19 protein-coding genes are annotated in these 26,807 nt (G+C 72.5%); 9 read left to right on the top strand and 10 right to left on the bottom strand.

Going from position 1 to position 26,807, the window contains the following annotated elements; all coding sequences use genetic code 11:
* Nucleotides 1-143: 143 nt before the first annotated feature.
* The 5 genes from ABEB03_RS42030 to ABEB03_RS42010 form a co-directional block, all read right to left on the bottom strand.
* The gene (locus tag ABEB03_RS42030) at nt 144-1,271 is read right to left on the bottom strand and encodes an SIS domain-containing protein (RefSeq protein WP_345658333.1); all 1,128 of its coding nucleotides are present in this window, start codon (nt 1,269-1,271) and stop codon (nt 144-146) included.
* 232 nt (nt 1,272-1,503) lie between these two features.
* Nucleotides 1,504-1,674, bottom strand: coding sequence for a Trm112 family protein (locus tag ABEB03_RS42025; RefSeq protein WP_095934758.1), 171 nt, complete (start codon nt 1,672-1,674; stop codon nt 1,504-1,506).
* Nucleotides 1,675-2,030: 356 nt separating this feature from the next.
* Nucleotides 2,031-3,392, bottom strand: a complete 1,362-nt coding sequence (locus ABEB03_RS42020; protein WP_345658331.1) for a phosphomannomutase/phosphoglucomutase — start codon at nt 3,390-3,392, stop codon at nt 2,031-2,033.
* Nucleotides 3,393-3,737: 345 nt separating this feature from the next.
* Entirely contained in the window at nt 3,738-5,354 is a 1,617-nt protein-coding gene (locus ABEB03_RS42015; protein WP_345658330.1) for an L-lactate permease, read from the bottom strand.
* Nucleotides 5,355-5,486: 132 nt separating this feature from the next.
* Entirely contained in the window at nt 5,487-5,912 is a 426-nt protein-coding gene (locus tag ABEB03_RS42010) for a DUF3499 domain-containing protein (protein ID WP_095934768.1), read from the bottom strand.
* 314 nt (nt 5,913-6,226) lie between these two features.
* On the opposite strand from ABEB03_RS42010, the gene ABEB03_RS42005 reads away from it, so the two are divergent.
* Entirely contained in the window at nt 6,227-6,676 is a 450-nt protein-coding gene (locus ABEB03_RS42005; RefSeq protein ID WP_345658329.1) for a metallopeptidase family protein, read from the top strand.
* A 261-nt stretch (nt 6,677-6,937) separates the two neighbouring features.
* Here ABEB03_RS42005 and ABEB03_RS42000 read toward each other — a convergent pair whose 3' ends face one another.
* From ABEB03_RS42000 to ABEB03_RS41990, 3 genes are all read right to left on the bottom strand, one after another.
* Entirely contained in the window at nt 6,938-8,437 is a 1,500-nt protein-coding gene (locus ABEB03_RS42000) for a DUF5719 family protein (RefSeq protein ID WP_095934769.1), read from the bottom strand.
* A complete protein-coding gene (locus ABEB03_RS41995; RefSeq protein WP_345658328.1) occupies nt 8,434-12,102 on the bottom strand; it encodes a glycosyltransferase in 3,669 nt (1,222 codons plus the stop codon). The genes ABEB03_RS42000 and ABEB03_RS41995 overlap by 4 nt, the downstream gene beginning before the upstream one ends.
* A gap of 244 nt (nt 12,103-12,346) precedes the next feature.
* A complete protein-coding gene (locus ABEB03_RS41990; RefSeq protein WP_003975777.1) occupies nt 12,347-12,610 on the bottom strand; it encodes a WhiB family transcriptional regulator in 264 nt (87 codons plus the stop codon).
* Nucleotides 12,611-13,320: 710 nt separating this feature from the next.
* On the opposite strand from ABEB03_RS41990, the gene ABEB03_RS41985 reads away from it, so the two are divergent.
* The 4 genes from ABEB03_RS41985 (at nt 13,321) to ABEB03_RS41970 (ending at nt 17,372) form a co-directional block, all read left to right on the top strand.
* Nucleotides 13,321-13,845: a cysteine dioxygenase gene (locus ABEB03_RS41985; RefSeq protein ID WP_345658327.1), complete on the top strand. Its 525-nt coding sequence runs from the start codon at nt 13,321-13,323 to the stop codon at nt 13,843-13,845.
* Between the two features lie 66 nt (nt 13,846-13,911).
* Nucleotides 13,912-14,892, top strand: coding sequence for a 2-phospho-L-lactate transferase (gene cofD / locus ABEB03_RS41980; RefSeq protein ID WP_345658326.1), 981 nt, complete (start codon nt 13,912-13,914; stop codon nt 14,890-14,892).
* Nucleotides 14,889-16,256, top strand: coding sequence for a coenzyme F420-0:L-glutamate ligase (locus tag ABEB03_RS41975; RefSeq protein WP_345658324.1), 1,368 nt, complete (start codon nt 14,889-14,891; stop codon nt 16,254-16,256). Before cofD ends, ABEB03_RS41975 begins: the two co-directional genes overlap by 4 nt.
* 114 nt (nt 16,257-16,370) lie before the next feature.
* On the top strand, nt 16,371-17,372 hold the full coding sequence (locus ABEB03_RS41970; protein ID WP_345658323.1) for a DNA-3-methyladenine glycosylase family protein: 1,002 nt from the start codon (nt 16,371-16,373) through the stop codon (nt 17,370-17,372).
* A gap of 453 nt (nt 17,373-17,825) precedes the next feature.
* Here ABEB03_RS41970 and manB read toward each other — a convergent pair whose 3' ends face one another.
* Both manB and ABEB03_RS41960 read right to left on the bottom strand, forming a co-directional pair.
* Nucleotides 17,826-18,908 (bottom strand): mannose-1-phosphate guanylyltransferase, encoded by a 1,083-nt coding sequence (gene manB, locus ABEB03_RS41965; protein WP_345658322.1) that lies wholly within the window; start codon nt 18,906-18,908, stop codon nt 17,826-17,828.
* Nucleotides 18,909-19,099: 191 nt separating this feature from the next.
* Nucleotides 19,100-20,479 carry a peptidoglycan recognition protein family protein gene (locus ABEB03_RS41960; RefSeq protein WP_345658321.1) on the bottom strand — a complete coding sequence of 460 codons (1,380 nt, stop codon included), beginning with the start codon at nt 20,477-20,479 and terminating at the stop codon, nt 19,100-19,102.
* A 130-nt stretch (nt 20,480-20,609) separates the two neighbouring features.
* On the opposite strand from ABEB03_RS41960, the gene ABEB03_RS41955 reads away from it, so the two are divergent.
* The 4 genes from ABEB03_RS41955 to ABEB03_RS41940 all read left to right on the top strand — a co-directional run bounded on the left by ABEB03_RS41955 (nt 20,610) and on the right by ABEB03_RS41940 (nt 26,742).
* A complete protein-coding gene (locus ABEB03_RS41955; RefSeq protein WP_345658320.1) occupies nt 20,610-21,365 on the top strand; it encodes a TIGR03089 family protein in 756 nt (251 codons plus the stop codon).
* A gap of 185 nt (nt 21,366-21,550) precedes the next feature.
* Entirely contained in the window at nt 21,551-22,879 is a 1,329-nt protein-coding gene (locus ABEB03_RS41950) for an LCP family protein (protein WP_425589377.1), read from the top strand.
* 245 nt (nt 22,880-23,124) lie between these two features.
* On the top strand, nt 23,125-24,876 hold the full coding sequence (locus ABEB03_RS41945; RefSeq protein WP_345658319.1) for an LCP family protein: 1,752 nt from the start codon (nt 23,125-23,127) through the stop codon (nt 24,874-24,876).
* 165 nt (nt 24,877-25,041) lie between these two features.
* The gene (locus ABEB03_RS41940; RefSeq protein WP_345658318.1) at nt 25,042-26,742 is read left to right on the top strand and encodes an LCP family protein; all 1,701 of its coding nucleotides are present in this window, start codon (nt 25,042-25,044) and stop codon (nt 26,740-26,742) included.
* Nucleotides 26,743-26,807 lie beyond the last annotated feature (65 nt).

Genomic DNA, 26,807 nt, shown 5'->3' with positions numbered 1-26,807 from the left:
TCCGCGCACGGGGGTCGACGCCCGTCTCCGCGTACCGGGAGACACGAAGGGGCACGGCACCGGCTCCGCGTGGGCGGTGCCGGTGCCGGTCTCAGCGTACGAAGGTCTGTCCGCGTACGAGGATCAGGGCGTCGGAGACAAGATCATGCCCCCGAAGCGAGCGCCAGGTAAACGGCGGCGAAATCGGTGACGGCGATCAGTTCGGCGAGGGTCTCCAGTTCGTCGCCCTCCTCGGGTTCCAGTTCGCTGATCGCGGTGTCGTGGCTGAGGGCGAGCTCGCGGGCGGCGGGCGCCGCGCTGATGCCGCCGATCGGGCGGTCCCGGAGCAGCACCACGCGCGCGTGCAGGGCCTGGGCCTCCTCGACGCGGTCGCGGAAGAAGTCGTCCGGGTCGGCGCCGGCGGCGAGGGCTCCCGCGAGCAGCACGCTGTGCGAGGCGAGCGCCTCCGGGAGTTCGGCGGTGAGCGCGGGGCGGCCGGCCAGCTCGGCGAGGGCGGCGGTGAAGCGGCGTCCGGCCGGGCCCGCGGAGGCGCCCTCGGTCCAGATCACCGGGAGGGCCTCGGCCAGCTCGGCCGCGAGGGTCTTCGCGGGGTTGCTGTACGCGGCGATGGCCGGTCCGCAGCGCTCGGCGACGTGGTCGAGGCGGTCGGCGACCTTCTGCAGGGACTCCGGCGGGGCGGAGACCAGACCCGTGCGGTCGAGGAGCGAGAGCAGCGGGGTGAGCAGCGCCCACAGGACTCCGGGGGCGGAGGCCGCGAGGGGCTCGTCGTGTTCGTACGGGGCGGACGCCATCGGGACGAAGAGGCCGTGCGCGCCCGCGACCGCCTCGGTCAGCGGGGAGCCGGCGGGCGCCACCGCGGCCACGGTGCAGCCCCGCCGGTACGCCTGGTCGATCAGGAGTTCGAGACCTGGCTCGGTGCCGTCGGGTGTGGCGACGAGCAGGAGGTCGACCGGGCCCGCCCAGCCGGGCAGTTCCCAGCGCAGCGCGCCCGCGGCGGGGGCGACGCCGCTCGGGGTCAGCCGGGTGACGGGGCAGCTCGGGCCGCCGAGTGTGCCGAGCAGTTCGGCGACGCCGGTGGCGGCCAGGCCCGGACCGGCGATCAGGACGGCGCGCGGGCGGCCGTCCGGTTTGAGATCGGGGATCCCGGCCTCCGCGGCGTGCCGGACGGCGGTGCGCACCCGGGCACCGGCCTCGGCGGCGCCGCGCAGCAGCGCACGCCGGTCGGCGCGGGCGAGCGCTTCGGGGTCGTCGAGCAGCGATTCGTCGAGCATGGGGTCGGCAGCCTCCGATCACCGGGGGGTCGCTTGCGCGAGTGTCGCCGGATGGTCGCTTTCACGGGCGCGGTGTGGGCCGCGTGCCCGTACCCGTCAGGTGTCTTCTACCCGGACCGCGCCGGGTTGTCGCCTGTGTGTGCCTCGCGGGTGGCACCGCGGGCGCGGGCGCGGACGCCGCGCCTCCGGGCTCCCGCGAGGCGGCCGTGCTCGTGCCGGGCGGTCGCTCCGCTCACGCGGGGCGGCGGGCCTCGTCGACGAGGAGTACGGGGATGCCGTCCCGGACGGGGTAGGCCAGGCCGCAGTCCGCGCCCGTGCAGACCAGCTCGCTCTCCTGCTCCTTGAGCGGGGCGTGGCAGGCCGGGCAGGCGAGGATCTCCAGGAGGCCGGCTTCGAGCGGCATGGGGTGTCCTTCCGAACAGGTGGATGCGGCCTGGTCAGAGTACCGCTGCGCGGAGCCGTGCGCCGGGGCGCGGCACAGGCTCGCCGGGGTGTCCCGTCCGATGCCCCTCGCCTCCGGCCCCGGGTCCCCGGCCTCGCCCAGGTGCTCCCCCGGCCCCGCCCGGTCCTGCGGCCCCGCCCGGCTCCCCGGCGAGGTGCGGGCGAGGCACCGGGCCGACGAGGAGGCCGGGCCCGCGGGACGACGCGACAGGCCGGGGCCGACGGACCGACGCGCTGGGCCGGGCCGGGGCCGACGGACCGACGCGCTGGGCCGGGCCGGGGCCGACGGACCGACGCCGGCCCGGCGGGCCGAACGGGTCAGCCCCTGATGATCCCCAGGACCTCGTCGCGCACCTTCGTCATCGTCGCCTCGTCGCGCGCCTCCGCGTTCAGGCGCAGCAGCGGCTCGGTGTTGGAGGGGCGGACGTTGAACCACCAGTCGTCGGCGCTGACGGTCAGGCCGTCGAGTTCGTCCAGCCGGATGCCCTCGCCGCCCGCGTAGGCGGCCTTGACCGCGGCGAGGCGGGCGGCCTGGTCCTCGACCGTGGAGTTGATCTCTCCGGAGCCGACGTACCGGTCGTACTCCGCGACGAGCCGGGAGAGCGGGCCGTCCTGGCCGCCGAGCGCGGCGAGGACGTGCAGGGCGGCGAGCATGCCCGTGTCGGCGTTCCAGAAGTCGCGGAAGTAGTAGTGCGCGGAGTGCTCGCCGCCGAAGATCGCGCCGCTGCGGGCCATCTCGGCCTTGATGAAGGAGTGGCCGACGCGGGTGCGGACGGGGGTGCCGCCCTGCTCCCGCACGACCTCCGGCACCGACCAGGACGTGATGAGGTTGTGGATCACCGTGCCGCCGCCGTGCTTGGCGAGTTCGCGGGAGGCGACCAGGGCGGTGATGGCGGACGGGGACACCGGGTCGCCCTGCTCGTCGACCACGAAGCAGCGGTCCGCGTCGCCGTCGAAGGCGATGCCGAGGTCGGCGCCCTCCGCCCGGACGCGTGCCTGGAGGTCCACGATGTTCGCCGGGTCGAGCGGGTTCGCCTCGTGGTTGGGGAACGTGCCGTCCAGCTCGAAGTACATGGGGACCACGTCCAGGGGCAGGCCGGCGAAGACGGTCGGGACGGTGTGTCCGCCCATGCCGTTGCCCGCGTCGACGACGACCTTCAGGGGGCGGATGGAGGTCAGGTCGACGAGGGACCGCAGGTACGCCGCGTAGTCCTCCAACGTGTCGCGCCGCGTGATCGTGCCCGGCGTCGCGTCCCGGGCGGGGGCGCCCGAGTCGAGCCAGGACTCGACGAGTTGGCGGATCTCGGCCAGGCCGGTGTCCTGACCGACCGGCGCGGCGCCCGCACGGCACATCTTGATGCCGTTGTACTGGGCGGGGTTGTGGGAGGCGGTGAACATGGCTCCCGGCAGGCCGAACGCGCCGGAGGCGTAGTACAGCTGGTCGGTCGAGCACAGGCCGATCTCGGTCACGTCGGCGCCGCACGACGCGGCACCGCGCGCGAAGGCACCCGACAGACCGGGCGACGAGGGCCGCATGTCGTGCCCGATGACGACGGCGTCCGCTCCGGTCACCTGGACGAAGGCGGCTCCGAACAGCTCGGCCAGCGACTCGTCCCACTGGTCCGGGACCACCCCGCGTACGTCGTACGCCTTCACGAGCTGCGACAGATCAGCAGTCACGGCCAACCCTCCAGAAGTCCACTTCGGTCGCCCCAAACTACCCGTCCGGACCGGCCGTCCGCTGTGCGGTCGGTGAGCGGACGCGCATCGGTGACCTGCGGACCTGTGCCCGTCACCCGGGGGAAACCCGCTCGTTTCAAGAGGCCGGTTCCCGGCGCTCCCGAGGTGACGTCCCGCGACCGGAGCCGGTTCGCCGGGCGCGCGTCCGGGCGCGTCCCGGGGCGGGCGGCGGGATGACGCACGAGCGGAGGCGTCACGGCCCGGGGCGGGCGGCCGGACGGCGCACGAGGGACGGTGTCCCGGCCCGGGGCCGACACCCCGGGCCGGGACGCCGTCCGGCCGGGCTCAGGGGAGCATCCACTCCAGGACCGGTGAGCTCTGCCCGACCACGATGAGGCACATCACCAGCAGCAGCCCCACGCTCCACGGCAGCACCTTGCGCAGCAGGTCGCCCTCGCGGCCCGCGAGACCGACCGCCGCGCACGCGATGGTCAGGTTCTGCGGCGAGATCATCTTGCCGAGCACGCCGCCCGAACTGTTGGCGGCCGCGAGCAGTTCGGGCGACAGGCCGGACTCCCTGGCCGCGCTCACCTGAAGGGCGCCGAACAGGGCGTTCGCCGAGGTGTCCGAGCCGGACACGGCCACACCGAACCATCCCAGCACGGGTGACAGGAAGGCGAGGCCCGCACCGGCCGCGGCGACGAAGTGCCCGATGGTGGCGGCCTGTCCGGAGAGGTTCATGACGTAGGCGAGGGCGAGGACGGACGTCACGGTGAGGATCGCGAACCTCAACTCGTGGACCGTGGCCGCCCATTCCCTGACCGCCACGCGCGCGTGAACCCGCAGGACGAGTGCCGTGCACAGTCCGGCGAGGAGCACGAGCGTGCCGCCGGTCGACACGATCGGCCAGGTGAAGACGTTCCCGCCGACCGGATTGCCCTCCGGGTCGACGACGTTCAGGAAGGGCCAGTCGTACATCTGGGTCGCCCCCGCCAGCCAGTCCTTGACGGCGGGGATCTGCGCGACCGAGAAGACGGCCACGATCAGCGCGTACGGGGCGTAGGCGCGCACCACTTCGGGGCGCGGGTCGTGTTCGTCGAGGTCGGCGCTGCGTACGCCGGTCAGCACCGCGGCCCGGACGGGCTCGGCCGCGGGCCTGCGCGCCTGCGGCACCGCGACCAGGGCCGCCGCGCCCGCCAAGGAGGCACCGATGTCGGCGAGTTGCGCGGAGAGGTAGTTGGAGGCGGCGAACTGCGCGACGGCGAAGGCGACTCCGCACGCCAGGGCGGGCACCCAGGTCTCCCGGAGCCCCCGGCGTCCGTCGACCAGGCCGACGAGCACGAGGGGCACGACCAGGGCCAGCAGCGGGGTCTGACGGCCCACCACGGAGGCGACGGAGTCCAGCGGCAGGCCGGTGACCTGGGCGAGCGTGACGACCGGGGTCGCCATCGCGCCGAAGGCGACGGGGGCGGTGTTGGCGACGAGCGAGACGACCGCCGCGCGCACCGGGTCGAAGCCGAGGGCGACCAGCATCACCGAGCAGATCGCGACGGGGGCGCCGAAGCCCGCGAGCGCTTCGAGGAGTGCTCCGAAGCAGAAGGCGACGACGAGGGCCTGGATGCGCGGGTCGTCGGAGAGCCGCCCGAAGGAGCGGCGCAGGATGTCGAAGTGCCGGGTGCGGACGGTCATCCGGTACACCCAAAGGGCGTTGACGACGATCCACAGGATGGGGAAGAGGCCGAAGACGGCGCCCTGGGCGGCGCTGGAGAGCGTCTGGCCGACGGGCATGCCGTAGGCGAGCCAGGCGACGAGGAACGCCGCCAGGAGGCCGGTGAGGCCGGCCCAGTGCGCCTTGGTGCGGACACCGCCGAGCAGGACGAGCACGATGACGAGGGGCAGAGCGGCGACGAGGGCGGACAGGCCGAGCGAGTCGGCGACGGGCTCCAGTTGCTGGACGTACACGGGCACCTCCCCGAGTTCCGTGATGCGGAAAGCGATTTCTCACGGCAAACGGAATGGTCGTGTCCGCGACAACTTCACGTCAATGGGCGTGCACGGCTCAAAGTGATCGGTGCGCGGGAGGGTGCGGGGCGCTCAGTTGTCGGGCGAGCGCAGGATCCGCAGGTGGCCGCGGCGGGCGACCTCCATCGGGTCCGCGGAGCGGGCACTGCCGCCGGCCTCCGCGGCGCGCTGCTGCGGGCGGGCGGCCTCGCGCACGGCGTTGGCGAGCGCTTCCAGGTCGTCGCCGCTCGGACGGGCCGGACCGGAGGCGTCGGCCAGCCGGACGACCTCCCAGCCGCGCGGCGCTGTGAGGCGCTCGGAGTGCTCGGCGCACAGGTCGTAGCAGTGGGGCTCGGCGTAGGTGGCGAGCGGGCCGAGGACCGCGGTCGAGTCGGCGTAGACGTACGTCAGCGTCGCTACGGCGGGACGGCCGCAAGCGGTGCGCGAACAGCGACGTACAAGGCTCACGACGTTGGACGGTACCGCACTCTTGAGCGGGCCGCGACGACTCTCCCCCAGGTCACCCCACCGTGTCGTGCTGTGACACCGCCCACACGACCGTTCCGGTGCCCGACCCTGACCTGGGCGGACAGTCTGTTCCGAGAGGCCGAACAGACCTGAAACCGGTCACCACTTGACGCAAACCATGTCAATTGTCATGTGAGTGACGGTCCGGGAAGGATACGGAATCGAGCCCAAGCTTGGCTGGAATGGTCATCGAGCGACATCCGGAACGAACGCCGGACCTCGCGCCACCGGCTCTCCCGCCGAACGGCGGGCAGCCGCGTGGGGGCCGGGCGCGCGGGCCGCGCGGGGATTACTCTTCGTCAGTGATGGACAACCCCGTATCGCCCCGCGCCGCAGCACCCGGGCCCCGCCGTCGTGATCGCCACGGCAGGGGCATGCGCGGCCCGGTGGCGCCACCGCAGGTGCCACTCGCGGCGAGCCGCGCCGAGGTGTTCGCGGACCTGGTGCAGGACTCCGTGGAGCGGCTGGAGCGGCGCTGGCCGCAGCTCGCCGACATCGACTTCCTGGTCCTGGAGGTGCCCCGGCTGGAGGCGCCGGGCGAAGCCTGGAGCGACGAGGCGGTGCCGCTGGGCGGCACGATCCCGGCGCGTGAGGGCCGCCCCGCGCGCGTGGTCGTCTACCGCCGTCCGGTCGAGATCCGCACCAAGGGGCGCGACGAGCGCGCCGCCCTGGTGCACGAGGTCGTCGTGGAACAGGTCGCCGAACTGCTGGGGCTGACACCGGAGACGGTGGACCCGCGGTACGGCGAGGACTGATCACCCCCGCCGGATCCGCGAAGGGGACCCGGCGGGCAGGGCGCCGCCGCCTGATCGCCATGCCCCGGCGGGCAGGAAGCCGCCACCGGATTCCCAGAGCCTGGCGGACAGGTCACCGCCACCTGACCGCGGGCCCCGGGCCCGGGCGGGCAGGACGCCACCGCCCGATCCCCATGACCCGGCGGGCAGCACGCCGACGCCGGATTCCCAGGGATCCGGCGGGCCGGCGTACCGGTCGAGTCCCTTGAGGGACCCGGCCGGTCACTGCTTCAGCAGCGCGGAGAGGTCCTGCTCCGCCTCCGGCACCGACACCGTCCCGCGGTCGTCCGGGAGGGTCTGGACCGTGAAGCCGGGGACGCCGTCCTGGGTGGAGGCGAGCATCCGGGAGGCGTAGACGGGACCTCCGGAGATCCGCTCGACCGTGAGGGCGTACGTGCCCTTGAGGCCGCTCGGGACCGGCGCCGCCACGTTCTGTGTCGTGCCGCCCTTGATCGTGAACGTCTTGGACACGGCCGTGCCGCCCTCGCTGCCCGCGGACGCGGTGACCTTGACCTGGGCCTGACCGCCCGGGGCGGCCAGGGCGAGCGTGGTGCCCTTGGCGCTGTTGTCGGCGACGCTCGCGCGCGCGGAGACCGGGCCGGTGGCGGGGATGAACGCGGTCTCCTGCTGGTCGCCCTTGCCGCGCACGACCCGGAGGGCGGCGACGACCGGCACGGGCCGGTCGGTGGGCGTGAGCACCAGCGAACCCGCCTCGCCGCGGGTGACGTCGCCGAGGTCGACCGCCGCGGTCATGCCGGCCTTCACATGCACCGTCTCGTTGCCCGCGGGGGTGATCGCGCCCGAGGGGGAGGCGAGGCGCACCTTCAGGTCGGCGTCGGTGTCGCCCGGCACGAAGGCGACGAGCCGCACCGACGTGGCGTCCTTCGGGATGCCCGGCATGACCAGGCTGCCCGCGGGGTCGGTGGACGCCGCCAGCCAGTCGCCGCCGAGCTTGTCGTCCAGGGCCTGCACGGCGGCTCCGACACGGCCGCTGCGGACCTTCACGTGCACGGTGAGGTTGGTCTGCGGGGCGTCGGTCAGTGTGTTCAGCAGGATCGGCTCGCTGGAGTGCGGCTGGACCGTGATGCCGTCGCCCACCGTGGACTTGAGGGTGCCGTCCTTGCCGTACAGCTCGATGTCGACGACCGCGGCGGAGTCGTCGGGGTTGGTCAGGTGCACGTAGTCGGAGCGGTCCTCGGCGGTGCTGGCACCCGGGAACCAGAACTCGGTGTCCGGGGCCGTGCAGTTGGTGCCGAGCAGGCCGCGGCCGGTGCCCGCGGCGACCTCCGTGGTCTCCTGGACGGTCCAGCCCGGCGCGAACCTGCCCTCGGCCGTGCCGACCAGGGCGGGCGCGTCGGCACCCGAACTGTCGCCGGTGGACGGCTTGCCGGGATCCTTGGGCTGCACGACGGGCTTGCCGGCCTTCTTGCCGTCCTTCTTGCCGCCGCTCGCGTCCGCCGACTGCTCGCTCGCGACCTGGAGTTCGGCCTTGCCGCCGGCGCTCGTGCCCTTCGAGACCGGCGTGAAAGACGTGTACGCCGTGTCCGCGATGTCCGAGGTGCTCGGCTGCGGGCAGAGCAGGCTGGTGCGCTGCACGGGCAGCCGTGCGGCCGCCTTGGCGGTGTCCTCGCCGGCCGCGCCCGGAGCGCTGAGTGCGGCGAATCCGGTGACGGCGGCGAGCGCGCCGGCGCCTGCGATCAGGGACAGGGTGGTGCGGTTCACTGCTGGCTCCCGTCGGGGCGCTCACTGTCGGTGCCGTGCGGCGGCTGCGGGGGCATCGGGGGCTGCGCCGGGTCGTAGGCCGGGTCGTAACCCTGGCCCGCCGCGTCGTAGCCCTGGGCGTACGTCTGGTCGTACGACGCCGTGCCCCCGTAGGCGTACGGGTCGTACTGGCCGCCCTGGTAAGGGTCGGCCTGGTACGTCTGGTCGTAGCCGCCCGCCGTGTACTGCTGTCCGCCTTCGTACTGCTCGCCGCCGGAGGTGCCGTACTCGGCGCCCGCGTAGCTCGGTGTGTCCCATTCGCCGTACGCGTGCTGCTGCGGGACGGCGGCGGCCGGAGCCTCCTCGTCCAGGGGCGCGGGGGCGTCGGAGTCCCGGGCGGCCTGCTCGGCCTCGGCCTCCGCCTGGGCGCGCAGCCGCCGGGCGCGGCGGCCGTCGCCCGTGGTGTCCTGGACCGGGACCGGCTGCTCCTCGGGAAGGTCGTCGTCGACGTCGCGCCGCCGGCCGGGCAGGGCGAGCACCACGAGGACGACGGCGAGCGTGCCCTGCGCCCACAGCCAGGCGGTGTGGCCGATCGGGGCGTCGAAGGTGATGTCCAACCGGCCGCCGTTCGGGGGCAGTTGGAAGCCCTGGGCCCAGCCGTCGACCGTGGTGCGGGTGAGCGGCCTGCCGTCCAGGGTCGCCACCCAGCCCTCGTCGGCCGAGTCGGCGAGACGCAGCACGCGGCCGTCGGGACCGGCGGGGATCGTGGTGTGCACCTCGACGGGTCCGGCGGCGATGGACAGCGAGTCGCCGGACTCGGGGACGATCGCCGCGCGTGAGACCTGCTGGTCCACCCGCCACAGGGCGCTGCCGTCCTGCTGGCTGAGCCGGGTCAGGCCGGGGGTGGCGTCCAGGACGCGGCTCACCTCACGGGGCGCGCCCTTGCGGACGAGGACGTAGCGCACGGCGAAACCGCCGAGCTCGTCGGCCTGGTCGGCGCCGGAGCCCGCCACGAGGTTCGCGACGACCTTGTCGAGCCTCTTGTTGTCGCCGCCCGCCTCCGCGAGTTCGGCGTCGCCGAGGCGCGCGCCGGAGCCGCGGACGAGCATGTAGCCGACGTCGGCGGCGGACCGGCTGTCGAGGACGAGGGTGCGGGCCTGGTCGCGGGTGCCGCTCTCCTCGGCGACGAACGCGGGGACCTGTACCGGGTCGCGGCGCTCCAGGGGGCCGTCGGCGCCCCGGATCATCCAGCCCGCGGCGACGAGCAGGGGGCCGGCCGCGCAGGCGAAGGCGATGAGCGCGGCGACCGGCTGACGCCAGCCGAAGCTCTGCTCGGCCACGCGTGCGCGCGCCCCGTCGGCGCCGAGCACGGCGGCGACCAGCAGCGCGAGGCCGTAGACCAGGGTCGCGGGACCCGCCCAGGTGGAGCCGTTCGACAGGACGGCGAAGACGAGGGCCACCAGGGCCACGGCCCAGGCCGTCCAGATGCCCGCCTGGCGCTCGGTGCGCATCAGGGCGCCCAGCGCGGCCAGCACGATGCCGAAGAGCATCAGCCCGCTGACGGTCCCGGGGCCGCCCGGGCTGGCGCCGAGCAGGTCGAGCGCGGAGGCCGCGCCGTCGCCGTACTCGAGGCCGGCCTGGTCGAAGAAGCCGAAGGGGAGCAGCGTCAGCGACCAGGGGGCGAGGATCAGCAGCGGGGTGCCGAGCTGGGCCAGGAAACGCAGTCCGTAGGCGGTGATCTCGCCGCGGCGCACCACCAGGAGCGCGAGGCCGAGGACCAGCGCGACGGGCCACACGATCGGTGTGAACGCCGTGGTCACGGTGAGCAGCAACGCGTACGCCCAGGTGGCGCGCCAGCTGCCGCGGGCTCCCGAGGCGTGCGCCAGACCGCTCGCGGCGATGCCCGCGCGGGCGATGAGGGGCAGCAGGATCGAGAGGACGGCGGTGCCGATGCGCCCGCCCGCGAGCGCGCCGGTGGCGGCGGGCAGGAAGGCGTAGGCGACGGACGCCCAGGCACGCAGCAGACGGGATTCGACGAGGGGCCGCGAGGCGAAGTACGCGGCGAAGCCGGCCAGCGGCACGGACGCCACCAGCAGCACGGTGACCGCGAGGCCGGTGGAGCCGAGCATCAGCGACGCCAGCATGGCGACGACGGCGAGGTACGGCGGCGCGGACTGGGTGCCGCCGGCGCCCACCGGATGCCAGCCGTCGAGGTAGCGCGACCACAGCTCCGAGGAGTCCGCCGGGGCCGGGAGCAGCGCGCCGCCGGAGAGCGCACCGCCGCCGAGCAGTTCACGGCAGGCCAGCAGCGAGACGAACAGCAGCACCAGGAAGAGCATCGGGCCGGGATTGCGGGCGATGCGCTTGAGGCGGGCGAACTGCTCGATCTCCAGGAAGTCGGCGTCGTCGCCGCCGGGTCCGGACTCGACCGCGCTGCCGTGCCGGCCGGCGCCGGCCGTGGCCTCGGCGTCGGAGCGGCCCACCAGATTGCTCGCGACCTGTTCGACGGTGGCCCGCACGGTCGCGCCGGGCGGCGGGAACAGCGCCCGCAGCTCCCCCTTGTCGACCTGTGGGCGGCCACGCCTGCGGCGGCCCGCGGCGACCCGCTCCGGGCGCAGCAGGACGCTCAGCAGACCGCGGATCTCGTCGACGGCCTGTCCGGGGACCTTGCCGACGAGATACGCCACCGTGCGCAGCAGGGTGCCGAGGACCAGCCGGATCAGGACCCAGGGCAGCTGCGCGGTGCGGGCGTTGACCAGGAGGGTGTAGACGGCGCCCGCCTTGTCGACCTTGTGCGGGGACGCGGAGGTGCGGCCCGCGCAGTCGACGGTGCGGCGCTCGCGGGAGGCGGCCTCGGCGTGCCGTACGACCGCTTCCGGGGCGACGAGGACGCGGTGGCCGGCGGCCTGGGCACGCCAGCACAGGTCCACGTCGTCGCGCATCAGGGGCAGTCGGCGGTCGAAGCCGCCGAGCTCCTCGAAGACGTCGCGCCGGATCAGCATGCCCGCGCTGGACACGGACAGCACGGGGTGGACGTGGTCGTGCTGGCCCTGGTCCTGCTCGCGGCGGTCCAGACCCGTCCAGCGGCGACCGGAGTTGGCGATGGTGACGCCGACCTCGAGGAGCTGACGGCGGTCGTACCAGCCGCGGAGCTTGGGGCCGACGACGGCGACGTCCCTGCCGAGCTCGTGCTCGTCCTCCACGACACGCAGCAGCCGGGCCAGGGCGTCCGGCTCGGGGGCGCTGTCGTCGTGCAGCAGCCACAGCCACTGCTCGGGCTCGCCGTGCGGCAGGTCCGGCAGGTCGTAGGCGTCGTCGCGCCAGGTGCGCGTGACGGGGTCCCAGCCGCTGGGGCGCTTCAGATAGGGCAGATCCTCGGGGGTGAGGACCTGGGCGGTGCGCGAGGCCTCCTCCACGGCCTGGCCGAAACCGGTGCGCCGGGCGAGGTGCAGCACCCGGTCCGCGCCGAGCGCTTCGGTGAGCAGCTGGGCGGAGTCGTCCGCGCTGCCGGTGTCGGCCGCCACCGCGTTCTGCACGGGGCGCTCCTGGCCGAGCAGCCCGGCGAGCACCTTGGGCAGCCAGCGGGCGCCGTCGTGGGAGACGACCACCGCGGTCACCACGTGGCGCGGGAACTCTGGTGTGGCAGCGGCGTCTTGATGGGCTGCCGAATGGCTGTGCACGGACATCGAGGTACGGGCCCCGGTTCGATGGACTGCGGTGGACGTCTGTGTCCGGCGGGGACAGCGGGACGTCTCGGACGAGGGCCCACACTAACGGCTGGGCAACACAGCGGCCCGCCGCCTGTGGATAACCCACCTGCGACGGGCCGTTCGTTACGTAGGAGTGTGTGCCGTTTGGTCGGGGGCACACGCGCGCGTGCACTGCGTTCTCCCGGAGGGCCGCTCCCGGCGGTCCGCCTCCGGGGGACTCTCAGACGGCCGCCTTCTTCAGGCGGCGCCGCTCCCGCTCGGACAGACCGCCCCAGATGCCGAACCGCTCGTCGTTGGCGAGTGCGTATTCGAGGCACTCGGAGCGGACCTCACAGGCGAGGCAGACCTTCTTGGCCTCGCGGGTGGAGCCGCCCTTCTCGGGAAAGAAGGACTCGGGGTCGGTCTGGGCGCACAGCGCGCGCTCCTGCCAGCCGAGTTCCTCGTCCGCGTCGTCGACCAGCAGTTGCTGCACCAGCTCGGTCATGTGCGCCCCTCGTCTGTCTTTCGCGTCCCCGTGCTGCTGTCGTTACCGATTTCGGCTGAACGACACGAGTGAAATTACAAGTGTGCCGATCCGGGCCAGTCAAGCCGAGATCTGCTATTGGGCCCCTTATTCACTCTGCGGAACCAAGGCTATGCGGAAAGTGTTCAAATCGGCATAAACCCTGACAGCCCAAGGGGTCCAGGCCGGACGTCCCACCCCTCACCGGGAAGGACGACCAGGAGTTCGATCTCGTTCCGACACGGACTCCGAAGCGAACCGGATCACATTTGGATCACGGGGTCGCAGCGAGGTTTGTGCGCCCGGTTGTGCGCCATGTGTCCCGGGCGACTCCTGAACAAACCTTTCGCCTGCCAGGTGAACCGGATGAGGTGAAACATCTCCCACATCTTGGACATCAAGTTGACAGTGAAGGTGTGAACCGGTGTCCTTGAGGGCATGCTCGCGAACTTGGCGCTCACCTCGACCCGCACCGCCGGGTCCCACGGTGCTGCCCGCGCTCGCTGTAGCTGTTGCTGTTGCTGTTGCAGCTGTTGAGCCCTACCGCGCTCCGGCTGCCTCGCCGCCACTGAGGCGAATCCTCCGCCCCTCCCGGGGGGCACGCCCGCACCAGGGCATCCCTCCCGTCCGTGAACCGGGCGGACACGGTCAGCGACACCCCAGCACTCTCCCGCCGAGGAACCACCGCATCCATGAACAGCGACAGCGACCTGCAGATCGCCGGCGACATCCTCGAAGTACCCCACCTCCTCCAGCCGCCGCGCGAGCACCCCGCCACGGTGGCCGAGTTCGTCGGTCTCGCCCGCTCGATCGCCGCCGACCGCTCCCGGTGGGAGCACCTCGTCCGGTTCGACGCGACGTCGCGCTGGTACCACCGGCTGCACACCGGGCCCGGATACGAGGTGTGGCTGCTGTCCTGGGTGCCCGGGCAGGGCAGCGGACTGCACGACCACGGTCCCTCGTCCGGCGTACTGACCGTCCTGGAAGGCGCGTTGACCGAGCGCACCGACCGCGGAGCGCGCGCGCTGGAGTCCGGCGCGCAGCGGGTGTTCGCCCCCGGTTACGTCCACGAGGTCGTCAACGACTCGCTCGAACCGGCCGTGAGCCTGCACATCTACTACCCGGGCCTCACCGAGATGCCGATGCGCCCCCGGGCCGAGCAGCGCGCGGCCGGCGCGACCCCCAACGCCCGCTGCGCCGTGGCCGAGGTCTCGTGACGGCCGTGGCCGAGGTCTCGTAACCGCCCTGACGCGTTGTCGTACCCGCCTGCCAGACTGAACCCCATGCGCATTGTGGTTCTGGCAGGCGGTATCGGTGGTGCCCGGTTCCTGCGTGGTCTCCAGCGGGCCGTGCCGGACGCGGACATCACGGTCATCGGCAACACCGGCGACGACATCCACCTCTTCGGGCTGAAGGTCTGCCCGGACCTCGACACGGTGATGTACACGCTCGGCGGCGGCATCAACGAGGAACAGGGCTGGGGTCGCGCCGAGGAGACCTTCCACCTGAAGGAGGAGCTCGCGGCGTACGGCGTCGGACCCGACTGGTTCGGACTCGGCGACCGCGACTTCGCGACGCACATCGTACGGACGCAGATGCTGGGCGCGGGCTATCCGCTCAGCGCCGTCACCGAGGCGCTGTGCGACCGCTGGAAGCCGGGCGTCCGCCTCATCCCCATGTCCGACGACCGCGTCGAGACCCATGTCGCCGTCACCCTCCCCGCGGACGACCCCACCGGCCCCGGCGAGCGCAAGGTCGTCCATTTCCAGGAGTACTGGGTGCGCCTGCGGGCCTCCGTGCCGGCCGAGGCGATCGTGCCCGTCGGCGCCGAGCAGGCCAAGCCGGCGCCCGGGGTGCTCGAAGCCCTGGCCGAGGCGGACGTCGTCCTCTTCCCCCCGTCCAACCCCGTCGTCTCGATCGGCACGATCCTCGCTGTGCCCGGCATCCGCGAGGCCATCGCCGACGCGGGCGTCCCCGTCGTCGGCCTCTCCCCCATCGTCGGGGACGCGCCCGTGCGCGGGATGGCCGACAAGGTGCTCGCCGCGGTGGGTGTCGAGTCCACGGCCGCGGCGGTCGCCGAGCACTACGGCTCGGGGCTCCTCGACGGCTGGCTCGTCGACACCGTCGACGCGTCCGCCGTGGAGCGCGTGGAGTCGGCCGGCATCCGCTGCCGGGCCGTGCCGCTGATGATGTCCGACCTCGAAGCGACGGCACGGATGGCGCGCGAGGCGCTGGCCCTGGCCGAGGAGGTACGGACGTCATGACCGCGGAGCTGCCCCCGAAGGAGGGATCCGTGGCGGGCGCGGGCCCGGCGGACACCACCGCGCGCGGTGTCGCCGGCTACCGGGTCTGGGCGCTGGAAGGGCTGCCCGAGGTGCGTGAGGGCGACGACCTCGCGAAGCTCGTCGCCGCGGCGGAGCCCGGCCTCGTCGACGGGGACGTACTCCTCGTCACCTCGAAGATCGTCTCCAAGGCGGAGGGGCGGATCGTCGTCGCCGACGACCGCGAGGCCGCCATCGACGCCGAGACCGTCCGCGTCGTCGCGCGGCGCGGCGCCCTGCGCATCGTCGAGAACCGACAGGGCCTCGTGATGGCCGCCGCCGGCGTCGACGCGTCCAACACGTCCGCCGGGACCGTGCTGCTGCTGCCCGAGGACCCCGACGCGTCGGCGCGGGCCGTCCGGGACGGACTGCGGGACGCCCTCGGCGTCCGGGTCGGCGTCGTCATCACCGACACCTTCGGGCGGCCCTGGCGCACCGGGGTCACCGACGTCGCCATCGGCGCCGCGGGCATCCAGGTGCTGGACGACCTGCGCGGCGGCACGGACGCGCACGGCAATCCGCTCAGCGCGACCGTCGTCGCCACCGCCGACGAACTCGCCGCGGCCGGCGACCTGGTCAAGGGCAAGGCCGCCGGGCTGCCCGTCGCGGTCCTGCGCGGGCTTCCGCACGTGACCGCCGAGGACGACGGCGAGGGCACGCGCGCGCTGGTGCGCGGCGCGCACGACGACATGTTCCGGCTGGGCACCTCGGAGGCGGTACGGGAGGCGGTGACCCAGCGGCGCACCGTGCGGGCCTTCACCGACGAACCCGTCGACCCCGGAGCCGTACGGCGCGCCGTCGCCGCCGCCGTGACCGCGCCGGCACCGCACCACACCACCCCCTGGCGGTTCGTCCTCCTGGAGTCCGAGGAGTCCCGTACGCGACTGCTCGACGCCATGCGGGACGCGTGGATCGCGGACCTGCGGCGCGACGGCAAGAGCGAGGAGTCCATCGCCAAACGGGTGCGGCGCGGGGACGTCCTGCGCAACGCGCCGTACCTCGTGGTGCCGTGCCTGGTGATGGACGGCTCCCACACGTACGGCGACGCGCGCCGCGACGGGGCCGAGCGCGAGATGTTCGTGGTCGCCACCGGCGCCGGTGTGCAGAACTTCCTGGTCGCGCTGGCCGGGGAGCGGCTCGGGTCCGCCTGGGTGTCGTCGACGATGTTCTGCCGGGACGTCGTACGGGAGGTGCTGGGACTGCCGCAGGGCTGGGACCCCATGGGCGCCGTGGCCGTCGGGCACGCGGCGGAGGAGCCGAAGGCCCGGCCGGCGCGGGAGGCGGACGCGTTCGTCGTGGTGCGCTGAGACCCGCCGCGGGGAACGCCGGGTGCCGTCCGCGCGCAGCGCCTACCCTCATAGGGCGCCCCTCGTCCCCGTGACCCCCGGGGCCCCGCACAGGACCCGACTAGGACCTCATCCGTGGCTGGACGTTTCACCCCTCGGCCGACGCGTACGACGGTGCGCGGCGGACACGTCGGCGTACCCCACGGCATGCCCCGGCAGACCGCCGGGCCCGTGCGCAGCCGGACCTGGGCGCCGCCCGGACCGCTCGACCTCGGGCTCGTGCTCGGGCCGCTGCGGCGCGGGCCCGCCGATCCGACGTTCCGGGCGACGCCCGACGGCTCCGTGTGGCGGGCCACTCTCACACCCGCCGGGCCGGGGACGCTCCGGGTCTCCCTGCGTGGCACGGTGGCGCGGGGCGAGGCGTGGGGGCCGGGGGCCGAATGGCTGCTCGACCGGCTCCCCGACCTGCTCGGCGCCTCCGACGACCCCGACGCGTTCGAACCACGACACCGGCTGCTCGCCCACACCCGGCACCGGCGGCCGGGACTGCGGCTGACGCGCACGGGACTCGTGATGGAGTCGCTGATCCCGTCCGTGCTCGAACAGAAGGTCACCACCGACGAGGCGTACCGGGCCTGGCGGCTGCTCGTACGCAAGTACGGGGAACCGGCGCCGGGGCCCGCGCCGGAGCGGATGTACGTCATGCCCGCGCCGCGGACCTGGGCGTTGATCCCCTCCTGGGAATGGCATCGCGCCGGGGTGGACAACAAGAGGGCCTCGACGATCCTGCGGGCCGTGCGGGTCGCGGCGCGGCTGGAGGAGGCGGTGTCCTTCGAGCCGGTGCGCGCGCAGGAGCGGCTGGAGCTGGTGTCCGGGATCGGGCCGTGGACCTCCGCGGAGGTCGTGCAGCGCAGTCATGGCGCGGCGGACTCCGTGACCGTGGGGGATCTTCATCTGCCGGGCATCGTGGGGTACGCGCTGGCCGGGGACCGGGATGCGGACGATGCGGTGATGCTGTCGCTGCTCGAACCGTACGCGGGGCAGCGGCATCGGGCCGCTCGGTTCATTCTGTTGTCGGGGCGGGTGCCGGCGCGGCGCGTGCCGAAGATGCCCAAGTGGGACATCGGGCGGCTCTAGTTCGCGCGGGGGTCGCGGCCGGTGGGGGGCGCTCGTCCGGCGGGCTCTCCCGTCCGGGGACTCCCTGGTCCGGCGGGCTCTCCCGTCCGGGGACTCTCCGGTCCGGCGGGCTCTCCCGTCCCTGGGCTCTCCGGTCCGGCGGGGCTCTCCCGTCCAGGGCCGTGGCTGCGGCTCGGGGCGGTTTTCGCCCCCTCCGCCCCTGCCCGTCCCTTGTTCCGGGGCTCCGCCCCGTACCCCGCCTGGGGGCTCTGCCCCCTGGACCCCCGCTCCTCAAACGCCGGAGGGGCTGATTGTTGCCCCCTGCTTCACTCCGCCAGAGGGCTGATTGTCGCCCCCCCGCTTCACTCCGCCGGAGGGGCTGATTGTCAGCCCCGCTTCACTCCGCGGGAGTGCACCCCTGATGGTCGCCCCGGTGGGGCCGAGTCCGGGCTCGGCCCCTTGAGGGTGCGGGGGCTACTGGTCCGAGGAGAAGCGGAGCGAGGACGCGGGGATGTGGGCGTCGCACCAGACGCGTACGCCCTGGCGGAGTTCGTTGTCGGGGCCCACCACCGCGCCGTCGCCGATGACGGCGTCGGTGAGGACGGTGCGTTCGCCGATGCGGGCGCGGGCTCCGACGAGGGAGTCGGTGATGATCGCGCCGGGCTCGACGACGGCGCCGGACAGGATCGTGCTGCCCGTGATCCGGGCCCCCTCGCCGATGTACGCGTCGGCGCCGACCACCGTCCCGCCGGTGAGTTTGGCGTCGGGGGCGACCGTGGCCGTCGGCAGGACCAGGCGGTCGCCGCAGCGGCCGGGGACGGCCGGGGACGGGGCGCGGCCGAGGACGAGGTCCGCCGAGCCGCGCACGAAGGCCTGCGGGGTGCCCAGGTCGAGCCAGTACGTGGAGTCCACCATGCCCTGGAGGTGGGCGCCGGTGGCCAGGAGCTCGGGGAACGTCTCGCGTTCCACGGAGACGGGCCGGCCCTCCGGGATCGTGTCGATGACCGAGCGGCGGAAGACGTACGCCCCCGCGTTGACCTGGTCGGTGACGATCTCCTCGGGCGTCTGGGGCTTCTCGAGGAAGGCGGTGACGCGGCCGGTGGCGTCCGTGGGGACCAGGCCGTACGCCCGCGGGTCGGTCACCCGCGTCAGGTGCAGGGAGACGTCCGCGCCGGTCGTCTCGTGCGTGCGCACCAGGGCGGAGATGTCCAGGCCGGTGAGGATGTCGCCGTTGAAGATCAGCACCGGGTCGCCGGGGGCCGAGTGGAGGCGCGAGGCGACGTTGCGGATGGCGCCGCCCGTACCGAGCGGCTCGACCTCCGTGACGTATTCGATGTGGAGACCCAGCGCCGAACCGTCGCCGAAGTACGGCTCGAACACCTCGGCCAGGTAGGAGGTGGCCAGGACGATGTGGTCGACACCGGCCGCTCTCGCCCGCGCCAGCTGGTGTGTGAGGAAGGGGACCCCGGCCGCCGGAACCATCGGCTTGGGGGTGTGCACCGTGAGCGGCCGCAGCCGGGTGCCTTTGCCGCCGACCAGGAGGATCGCTTCTGTCACCTGTCGTCTCTGCTTCCTGCCGGGACCGGCCGAACTGTGTTTCGGCCGGCCAGTGTATGCAGACCGTTGGATGGCGCCTTCGATGGCGGTGCGGTGACCTTCGATGGCCCGGTACGACGTCAGGTGACCTCTGCCGCGCCCGGTGCTGCCCCCTGGGCCGTCCCGGGGTCGTCGCGGCTCCTCAAGAATGCTTACCGCCCCTGGTAACGGGCCGCCGCCTTTCTGGCCGAGCCGAGCTTGCCGTAGAGCTTCTGTCCGGGGCAGTCCGTGGCGAACCCGTCACGATGGCCGGAGATCACGTTCAGTCGTACGTTCTTTCCTTTTCGGTAGAGATTGCCACCACCCGACTTCAGGTATGTCTTGCCACGCGGATTGGCTCCGAAGAGGCCGAGCTTCCACGCCGTCAGCTTCGCGATGCCGGTGACCGCGGCGGCGGGCGGCTTGGAGCTGTCGAAACTGCCGATCACGGCGATGCCCATGCTGTTGCTGTTGAACCCGAGAGTGTGCGCGCCCATGACGGCCTTCGTCACGCCCCCGGCCCGGCCCTCGTAGATGTTTCCGCACTTGTCGACGAGGAAGTTGTAGCCGATGTCCCGCCAGCCACTGCTCTTGACGTGGTAGCGGTAGATACTGCGGATGACCGAAGGGGCTTGGGAGCAGCTGTAGTTGTTGCCGGACGCCGTGTGGTGCACGAAGGCCGCCTTGACCTTCTTGGTGTAGACGAAGCCGCTCTCGCGCAGGCTCTCGTCGGCGCCCCAGCCGCGCCGGGTGACGATGTGCGGGCGGGCACCGACGTACGGCTTCGCGCGCTGCTCGTCCGGGTGCGCGGCGCTGTACTCGAGTTCGGTCCGGCTCTTGGAGAGCGCGGGGATCTCGGTGGCGCCCAGCGGCGCGACGTCGGCGTTGGCGACGGACGTGGCGAAGCTCTCCCCCGACTGCAGGCCGGTGCGGGCGATCGAGTCGTCCTCGGGAGCGTCGGGGGCCGGTTCGCCGAGCGTGTTCGCTCCCGCGCGCAGGCCGTCCTGGACCCCGTCCGCGGGGCCGGCGCCGGGGTCGACGAGTTCGAGGTGCAGGCCCTTGGGGAGCGGGGACTCCCCGGGGGTCGTCGTCCGGTCGTCGCTCTGGGCCTCGACACGCACCTCGACGCCGTCCGAGTCACCCACCCACAACGGCGCCGTGGAGCCGTGCATCCGTGCCGACTCACCCTCGGCGGTGTCCGGATCGGGGCCGTGCGTGTTGTGCGTCTCGACGTCCTGCCAGCCGGACCAGTGACCCGTGCCGGTGGCACGGGTGCGTACCTGGACACGGCCGTGCAGCTCACTGCTCGGGTCGTCCCAGATGACGCCGACCAGCGAGAACGGGCGTACGTCGCGACGGGTGAGCCCCTGCGCGTGAGCGGCGGAGCGGGTGCCGGTGAGCGGCACGAGCGGGAGGGACCGGGTGCTGCCGGGTACGGCGGCCTCGGACGTCCCCGCCGACGGCCCGGCCTGTGCCGGGGTGGGCAGGGCGAGCGGAAGGGCGAGTGCGGCCGCGCATGTGACGCCGACCGAGGAAGCAAGGAATCCACGCATGCCCTTGATCCTGGACAAAGTCATATATATCTGTCCATCGGTGATGTGACGGGCCGTCGGACCCACGCTCCCCCGAACCGGTGAAGCGGCAGGGCCGCCCGACGCGCAGCCCCCGCGTACGCTTGCGCGCGTGAACGCCACCGACCGCACCCCCGCCGACCTGCTGCGATCCGCGCTCGCCGCGGACCCCGCGCGCCCCCTGGTGACCTTCTACGACGACGCCACGGGCGAACGTGTCGAACTGTCCGTGGCCACCTTCGCCAATTGGGTGGCCAAGACCGCCAATCTGCTCCAGGACGAGCTGTCCGCCGCGCCCGGCGACCGGGTCGCGCTGCTGCTGCCGGCCCACTGGCAGACGGCCGTGTGGCTGCTCGCCTGCTCGTCCGTGGGCGTCATCGCGGACGTGGCGGGCGACCCGGCCGCGGCCGACCACGTCGTCGCCGGACCGGGACGGTTCGAGGCGGGGCTGGCCTGCTCCGGCGATCGCATCGCCCTCTCGCTCGCACCGCTGGGCCGCCGCTTCCCGATCCCGCCCGCCGGGTACGCCGACTACGCCGTGGAGGTGCCCACCCAGGGCGACCGCTTCCAGCCGTACGCGCCGGTGGACCCGGAGGAGCCCGCGCTGATCGTCGCCGGGGCCGAGTACACGGGTGCCGAGGTCGTCGAGCGGGCCCGAGCCGACGCCCCGGGGCTCGACCTGACGGGGCCCGGCTCCCGGATCCTGTCGGCACTGCCGTACGACACCTGGGAGGGCCTCAGCGCCGGGCTGTACGCGGCGCTGTCGACCGGCGGCTCCGTGGTGCTGTGCCGCCATCTGGAGCAGCTCGGCGAGGACGCGCTGGCCAAGCGGATCGAGAGTGAACGGGTGACGGCGACCGCGCGCTGAGGACACCCCGGCGAGGGGCGGGCGCCGGCCGCCGCACGCCTGGGCGCGTCCCCCATTCGGCCTATCAGCGGGACCCCCCGCCCCCCGGGCCGGGACATGGTCGTAGGAGCAGTTCGAACACGACGCTCGACACGTTCGTACGCCATGACTCGACACGCTCGCACGCCTGAGGGGTGGACCCAGCCGTGAACGACAGCGCAGGGACGCCCTCCGGACCGGAGGGGCAGGATCCGGAGGGGTCGCCCACCGGACGCGGAGCAGGACCGGGGCTGGGCGCGTCGCCCACCGGGACCGGTGTCATACGCCGCCGGCGGCGCTGGCTGCGCTGCACGGCGATCGGCGTCGCCGTCGTGGTGCTCGGCGCCGTCGGGGCGGGCTGGGCGGCGTACGAGAAGCTGAACGCGAACATCACCCCGGACGAGGCCGCCGCCGCCGAGCTCGCCCGGTACGAGAAGGAGCGGCCCACCGCGCTGGTGCGGGACGCTCAGAACATCCTGCTGATCGGTTCGGACTCGCGCTCGGGCGACGGGAACGGGAAATACGGCCGGGACTCCGGGACCGAGCGGTCGGACACCACGATCCTGCTGCATCTCGCGGCGGACCGGCGCAGCGCGACGGCGGTCTCGCTGCCCCGCGACCTGATGGTGGACGTGCCGAGCTGCCGGCGACCTGACGGCACCCGCACCCAGCCCATGTTCGCGATGTTCAACTACGCCTTCGAGGTGGGCGGTTCGGCGTGCACGATCCGCACCGTCGAGAAGCTCACGGACATCCGCATCGACCACCACATGGTCATCGACTTCCACGGCTTCAAGGACATGGTCGACGCCGTCGACGGCGTCGAGGTGTGCCTGAAGGACCCCATCACCGACAAGGACGCCAAGCTGAAGCTGCCCGCCGGCAAGGTCGAGCTCGACGGCGAACAGGCCCTCGGATACGTGCGCGCCCGCAAGAGCATCGGCAACGGCAGCGACACCGACCGCATGGACCGTCAGCAGCGCTTCCTCGGCGCGCTCGTCAACAAGGTGCGCAGCAATGACGTCCTGCTCAATCCCGCGAAGCTTTACCCCGTCCTCGACGCGGCCACCTCGTCGCTCACGACGGACCCCGACCTCGCGAGCCTGCGGGGGCTGTACGACCTGGTCCGGGGCATGCGCAACATCCCCACGGAACACATGCAGTTCCTGACGGTGCCGCGGACGTCGTACTCCGGCAACGCCAATCGCGACCAACTCGTGCAGCCCGCGGCGCGGGAGCTCTTCAGCCGGCTGCGCTCGGACACCCCCGTGGAGGTCTCGAAGGACCTGCCCGAGGACTCCGCCCAACTTGCAGGGAAAAAGGGCGTGAAGACCACTTCGTCCCAAACCTCCTGCTCCTGCCCCGCGTCCGATGACAATGCGGAGTCGGACGGCGACGACAAGTCGCCGGGAATCCCGGCGGGCGACTCCACCGGCAGCCCGAAACCCGTGCCGACTTTCCGGGGGAACACCGCGGCGGAGGACGCCTGCGGGTAAAGCGCACACCAAGCCGGGGAACTGTTGCGCTAAGAAGTCTCTGAGAAATAGGGCGGATTGCCCGCTTGTAGGGAAGTTGAATTTGTCACGGCCGTCGCTCCACGCTGAACTGGGCGGATAGTGTGAGCGATCCGGTGCACCCGGCCACGAGGTCCGTCCTGGGGGTCGCGCACTGCTTGACCAGACCCGAGCGCCTTTTGAGGGGGGAAGGCGCCGCGTGGCCCCGACGGAGGATTCAGACAACCGTGGACGCGCAAGGCCGTGGGCGGGCGGACAACATCGACCCCGCAGACCAGTGGGTACTCAACCCGAACACCGGCGAATACGAACTGCGACTGAGCCCTTCCGCACCGCAGTCGGGAGTGCCCCGGCCGCGGAGGGGATCTCCTTCGGGAGCGCGCTCCCGCACCGCACCGGGGCGTGACCGTGAGGCGCCGGGCCGGTCCCGTGAGGCGCCGGGCACCGACGTGCCCGGCCCGCGGCGGCGGCGTGCGGAGCCCCCGGAGCCCGCTCCGGGCCGCCGGCGTTCACGCACGCAGCGCAAGCCGAAGAAGTCGAAGGCGAAGAAGATACTGCTGTGGACCGGCGGCACCATGGCCTTCGTGCTGGTGGGTGTCTCGGCCGCCGCCTACGCCTACCTCAAGCACCTCGAGGGCAACGTCAACACGACGGACATCGGCAGCTCGGGCAAGAGCGGCTTCAGCAAGGACGACGCCTTCAACATCCTGATCATCGGTACGGACAAGCGCACCGGTAAGGGCAACGAGGGCTACGGCGACAAGAACAGCGTCGGTCACGCCGACACCAACATCCTGCTGCACGTCTCCAAGGACCGGACGAACGCGACCGCGATGAGCATTCCGCGCGACCTCATCGTCGACGTCCCGGAGTGCAAGTCCAAGCAGCCGGACGGCACCGAGAAGATCATCCAGGGCACCGACGACGTCCGCTTCAACACGAGCCTCGGACAGTCCGGGCGCAACCCGGGCTGCACGATGGACACGGTCAAGGCGGTCACCGGCATCACCGTCGACCACTTCATGATGGCCGACTTCAACGCGGTGAAGACGCTGACCACCGCGGTCGGCGGCGTCGACGTGTGCCTGGCCAAGGACGTCAACGACCCCGACTCGCACCTCAAGCTCCCCAAGGGCGAGCACAAGATCCAGGGCGAGCAGGCGCTGGCCTTCGTGCGCACCCGGCACAGCTTCGGCAACCAGGGCGACCTGGACCGCATCAAGGTGCAGCAGCAGTTCCTGGGCTCCCTGATGCGCAAGATGAGCTCCAGCGACACCCTCACCAGCCCCACCAAGCTGGTCAAGCTGGCCGAGGCCGCCACCAAGGCGCTGACCGTGGACACCGGCATCGGCAAGGTGAGCACGCTCAAGGACATGGCACTGGAGCTGAAGAAGGTGCCGACGAAGAACATCACGTTCACCACGGTGCCGGTGCTCGACAACCCCGCCGACGGTGTCGTCCACAAGACGGTGATCGTGAACCCGACGACGGGTCCCGAGGTCTTCGACGCCATCAAGAACGACGTGTCGTTCACCGCGGTGAAGCAGAAGCAGAAGAAGGAGAAGGCCTCGGTGGCCGCCCGTCTCAAGGGCTCCCGGTCCGCCGCCGCCGACATCCGCGTCGACATCTACAACGGCGGTGCCGCCGCCGGCTCCGCACAGGAAACTCTTAACTGGCTGCAGAATGATAAGGGCGTGCTCAAGGCCAGCCAGCTCGGAAACGCAGGTGAAACACTGAGCAGGACGACCCTGGAGTACTCTCCCGACCAGGCCGACCAGGCACGCAAACTGGCGGATCTCATGGGGTTGCCCGCTTCCGCGATGAAGCCGGGCAAGAGCGAGAAGAACTCACAGGGTCTGCCCGCGATCGTGCTGACCCTGGGCAAGGACTTCAAGGGTGCCGGGGTGCCGATGACGGCTCCGACGAAGGCGCCCGAGGTGGACAAGTCCACCGCGGACAAGACGGTGTGCGCCAGCTGATGACCTAACGGGTCCGTCAAGCGTCTAACAGGACGCGAGACGTGTGCGACCGGACGTGAGAAGTGCCCCGCCGGGCCCGGGAAGTGCCCGGTGGGACAGGGGGAACGTCCGGACGGGCACGGGACGGACCCGTTTGTCAGGCGCAGGGTGGGGAGGGGCAGGGAGATGGCGCAGAGCAGTGTGCGTGGGGAGGGAACACGACCACGCGTCCGGCGAGCCGGCGAACCCGGCTGGGACGACAGTCTGTACGAGGAGAACGGCGAGCGCGTTCAGCCGGCCGGCGACAAGGGGAGTCGTACGGCCGACGACAGGGCACCGCGGACGCAGGGCAGACACGGCGGCGGTGGCGGCCGCCGGCACGGGGGCGGGGGGCGCCCGCGACGCCGACGCCGCATACTGCGCTGGTCGGCGACGGTCCTGGCGCTGCTGATACTCGGCACGGCCGGCGCCGGTTACCTCTACTACCGGCACCTGAACGGCAACATCAAGAAGGACGACCTCAACATCGGCGACGAGAAGGACCGCGCCGCCAAGTCCAAGCCGAACGCGGCGGGCCAGACGCCGCTGAACATCCTCTTGATCGGTTCGGACGGCCGGAACTCCAAAGAGGACCAGAAGCTCGGCGGGGCGAAGGACACCTTCAACTCGGCGCCGCGCGCCGACGTCCAGATGCTGCTGCACCTGTCGGCGGACCGCACCAACATGTCGGTCGTGAGCATGCCCCGCGACACGCTGCTGCAGATCCCCGAGTGCACCGATCCCGACACCGACAAGACGTATCCCGCGAGCACGTCACTCACGATGACGAACGACTCCCTGGGCCGCGGGGGTCCCGGCTGCACGGTCGCCACGTGGGAGAAGCTGACCGACATCCACATCGACCACTTCATCATGGTCGACTTCTCGGGCGTGGTCTCGATGGCCGACGCGATCGGCGGCGTCCCCGTCTGCGTGGACGCCAGCATCTACTCGCACACCTCCAACGGCCACGGCTCCGGGCTGAAGCTGAAGAAGGGCACCACGTCCGTCAAGGGCAAGCAGGCCCTCCAGTGGCTGCGCACGCGGTACGGCTTCGAGGACGGCACGGACATCGCCCGCACCAAGGCGCAGCACCAGTACATGAACTCGATGGTGCGCCAGCTGCGCGAGAACGCCACGCTGAACAACCCGGGCAAGCTGAAGGACCTCGCGGAGACCGCCACCAAGGCTCTGACCGTCGACAACGGCCTGGGCACGGTGACCAAGCTCTACGACCTCAGCAAGGAGCTGAAGAAGGTCCCGACCGGCCGCATCAACATGACGACCATGCCGTGGGTGTACGCCCCCGGCAACGTCCGTGTGCTGCCCAAGGCCAACGACGCGGACAAGGTCTGGCGGCTGCTGCGCGAGGACATCCCGCTGGACGGCGCCGGGAAGAAGAAGGCCAAGGAGCGGACGTCGAAGGACCCGGCCGCGGCAGACGACCAGATCGCGGTGCAGGTGCAGAACGGCACCCGCACCGCCACGCTGGCGCCGGTCGGCGGGCGGGCGAGCACGGTGGCCGGACTGCTCGTCGGCAAGGGGTTCACGCAGACGACCGCCGACCGGACGACGGCGACCGCCGAGGAGACCACGCTGATCCGCTTCCCGAGCGCCGACCTGGAGGGTGACGCCCTGCGCCTCGCCAAGGCCCTCGGCGTCCCGTCGAAGGCGGTGGAGAAGTCCGCGGACGTCTCCGGGGTCACGCTGGTCGTCGGGGCGGACTGGCGGGACGGTTCGACCTACAAGGCCCCGAAGGACGACGACTCGATGCCGTCCTCGGCGAAGCTCGACAAGGGGTCGGACACGGAGGCCTGCATGCACGTCGATCCCGCCTACAGCTGGTAGCGGCGCGGTCGCACGGTCCCCTACGAGTCGGGCCCCTCTCGCAACCGAGAGGGGCCCGACTCGCT

Origin of the sequence: Streptomyces siamensis (assembly GCF_039543605.1) — a bacterium.
Lineage (GTDB): Bacteria > Actinomycetota > Actinomycetes > Streptomycetales > Streptomycetaceae > Streptomyces > Streptomyces siamensis.
Note: the sequence above shows the minus strand (reverse complement) of the source record. Positions and strands in the feature narration are given on the sequence as shown.

Excerpts from the sequence above, each read along its gene's own strand:
- ABEB03_RS41985 (WP_345658327.1), top strand. The coding sequence starts at position 13,321 with ATGAACAGCGACAGCGACCTGCAGATCGCCGGCGACATCCTCGAAGTA.
- ABEB03_RS41960 (WP_345658321.1), bottom strand. The coding sequence starts at position 20,479 with ATGCGTGGATTCCTTGCTTCCTCGGTCGGCGTCACATGCGCGGCCGCA.
- ABEB03_RS42005 (WP_345658329.1), top strand. The coding sequence starts at position 6,227 with ATGGACAACCCCGTATCGCCCCGCGCCGCAGCACCCGGGCCCCGCCGT.
- ABEB03_RS42025 (WP_095934758.1), bottom strand. The coding sequence starts at position 1,674 with ATGCCGCTCGAAGCCGGCCTCCTGGAGATCCTCGCCTGCCCGGCCTGC.
- cofD (WP_345658326.1), top strand. The coding sequence starts at position 13,912 with ATGCGCATTGTGGTTCTGGCAGGCGGTATCGGTGGTGCCCGGTTCCTG.
- ABEB03_RS41995 (WP_345658328.1), bottom strand. The coding sequence starts at position 12,102 with ATGTCCGTGCACAGCCATTCGGCAGCCCATCAAGACGCCGCTGCCACA.
- ABEB03_RS41975 (WP_345658324.1), top strand. The coding sequence starts at position 14,889 with ATGACCGCGGAGCTGCCCCCGAAGGAGGGATCCGTGGCGGGCGCGGGC.
- ABEB03_RS41990 (WP_003975777.1), bottom strand. The coding sequence starts at position 12,610 with ATGACCGAGCTGGTGCAGCAACTGCTGGTCGACGACGCGGACGAGGAA.
- ABEB03_RS42030 (WP_345658333.1), bottom strand. The coding sequence starts at position 1,271 with ATGCTCGACGAATCGCTGCTCGACGACCCCGAAGCGCTCGCCCGCGCC.
- ABEB03_RS41940 (WP_345658318.1), top strand. The coding sequence starts at position 25,042 with ATGGCGCAGAGCAGTGTGCGTGGGGAGGGAACACGACCACGCGTCCGG.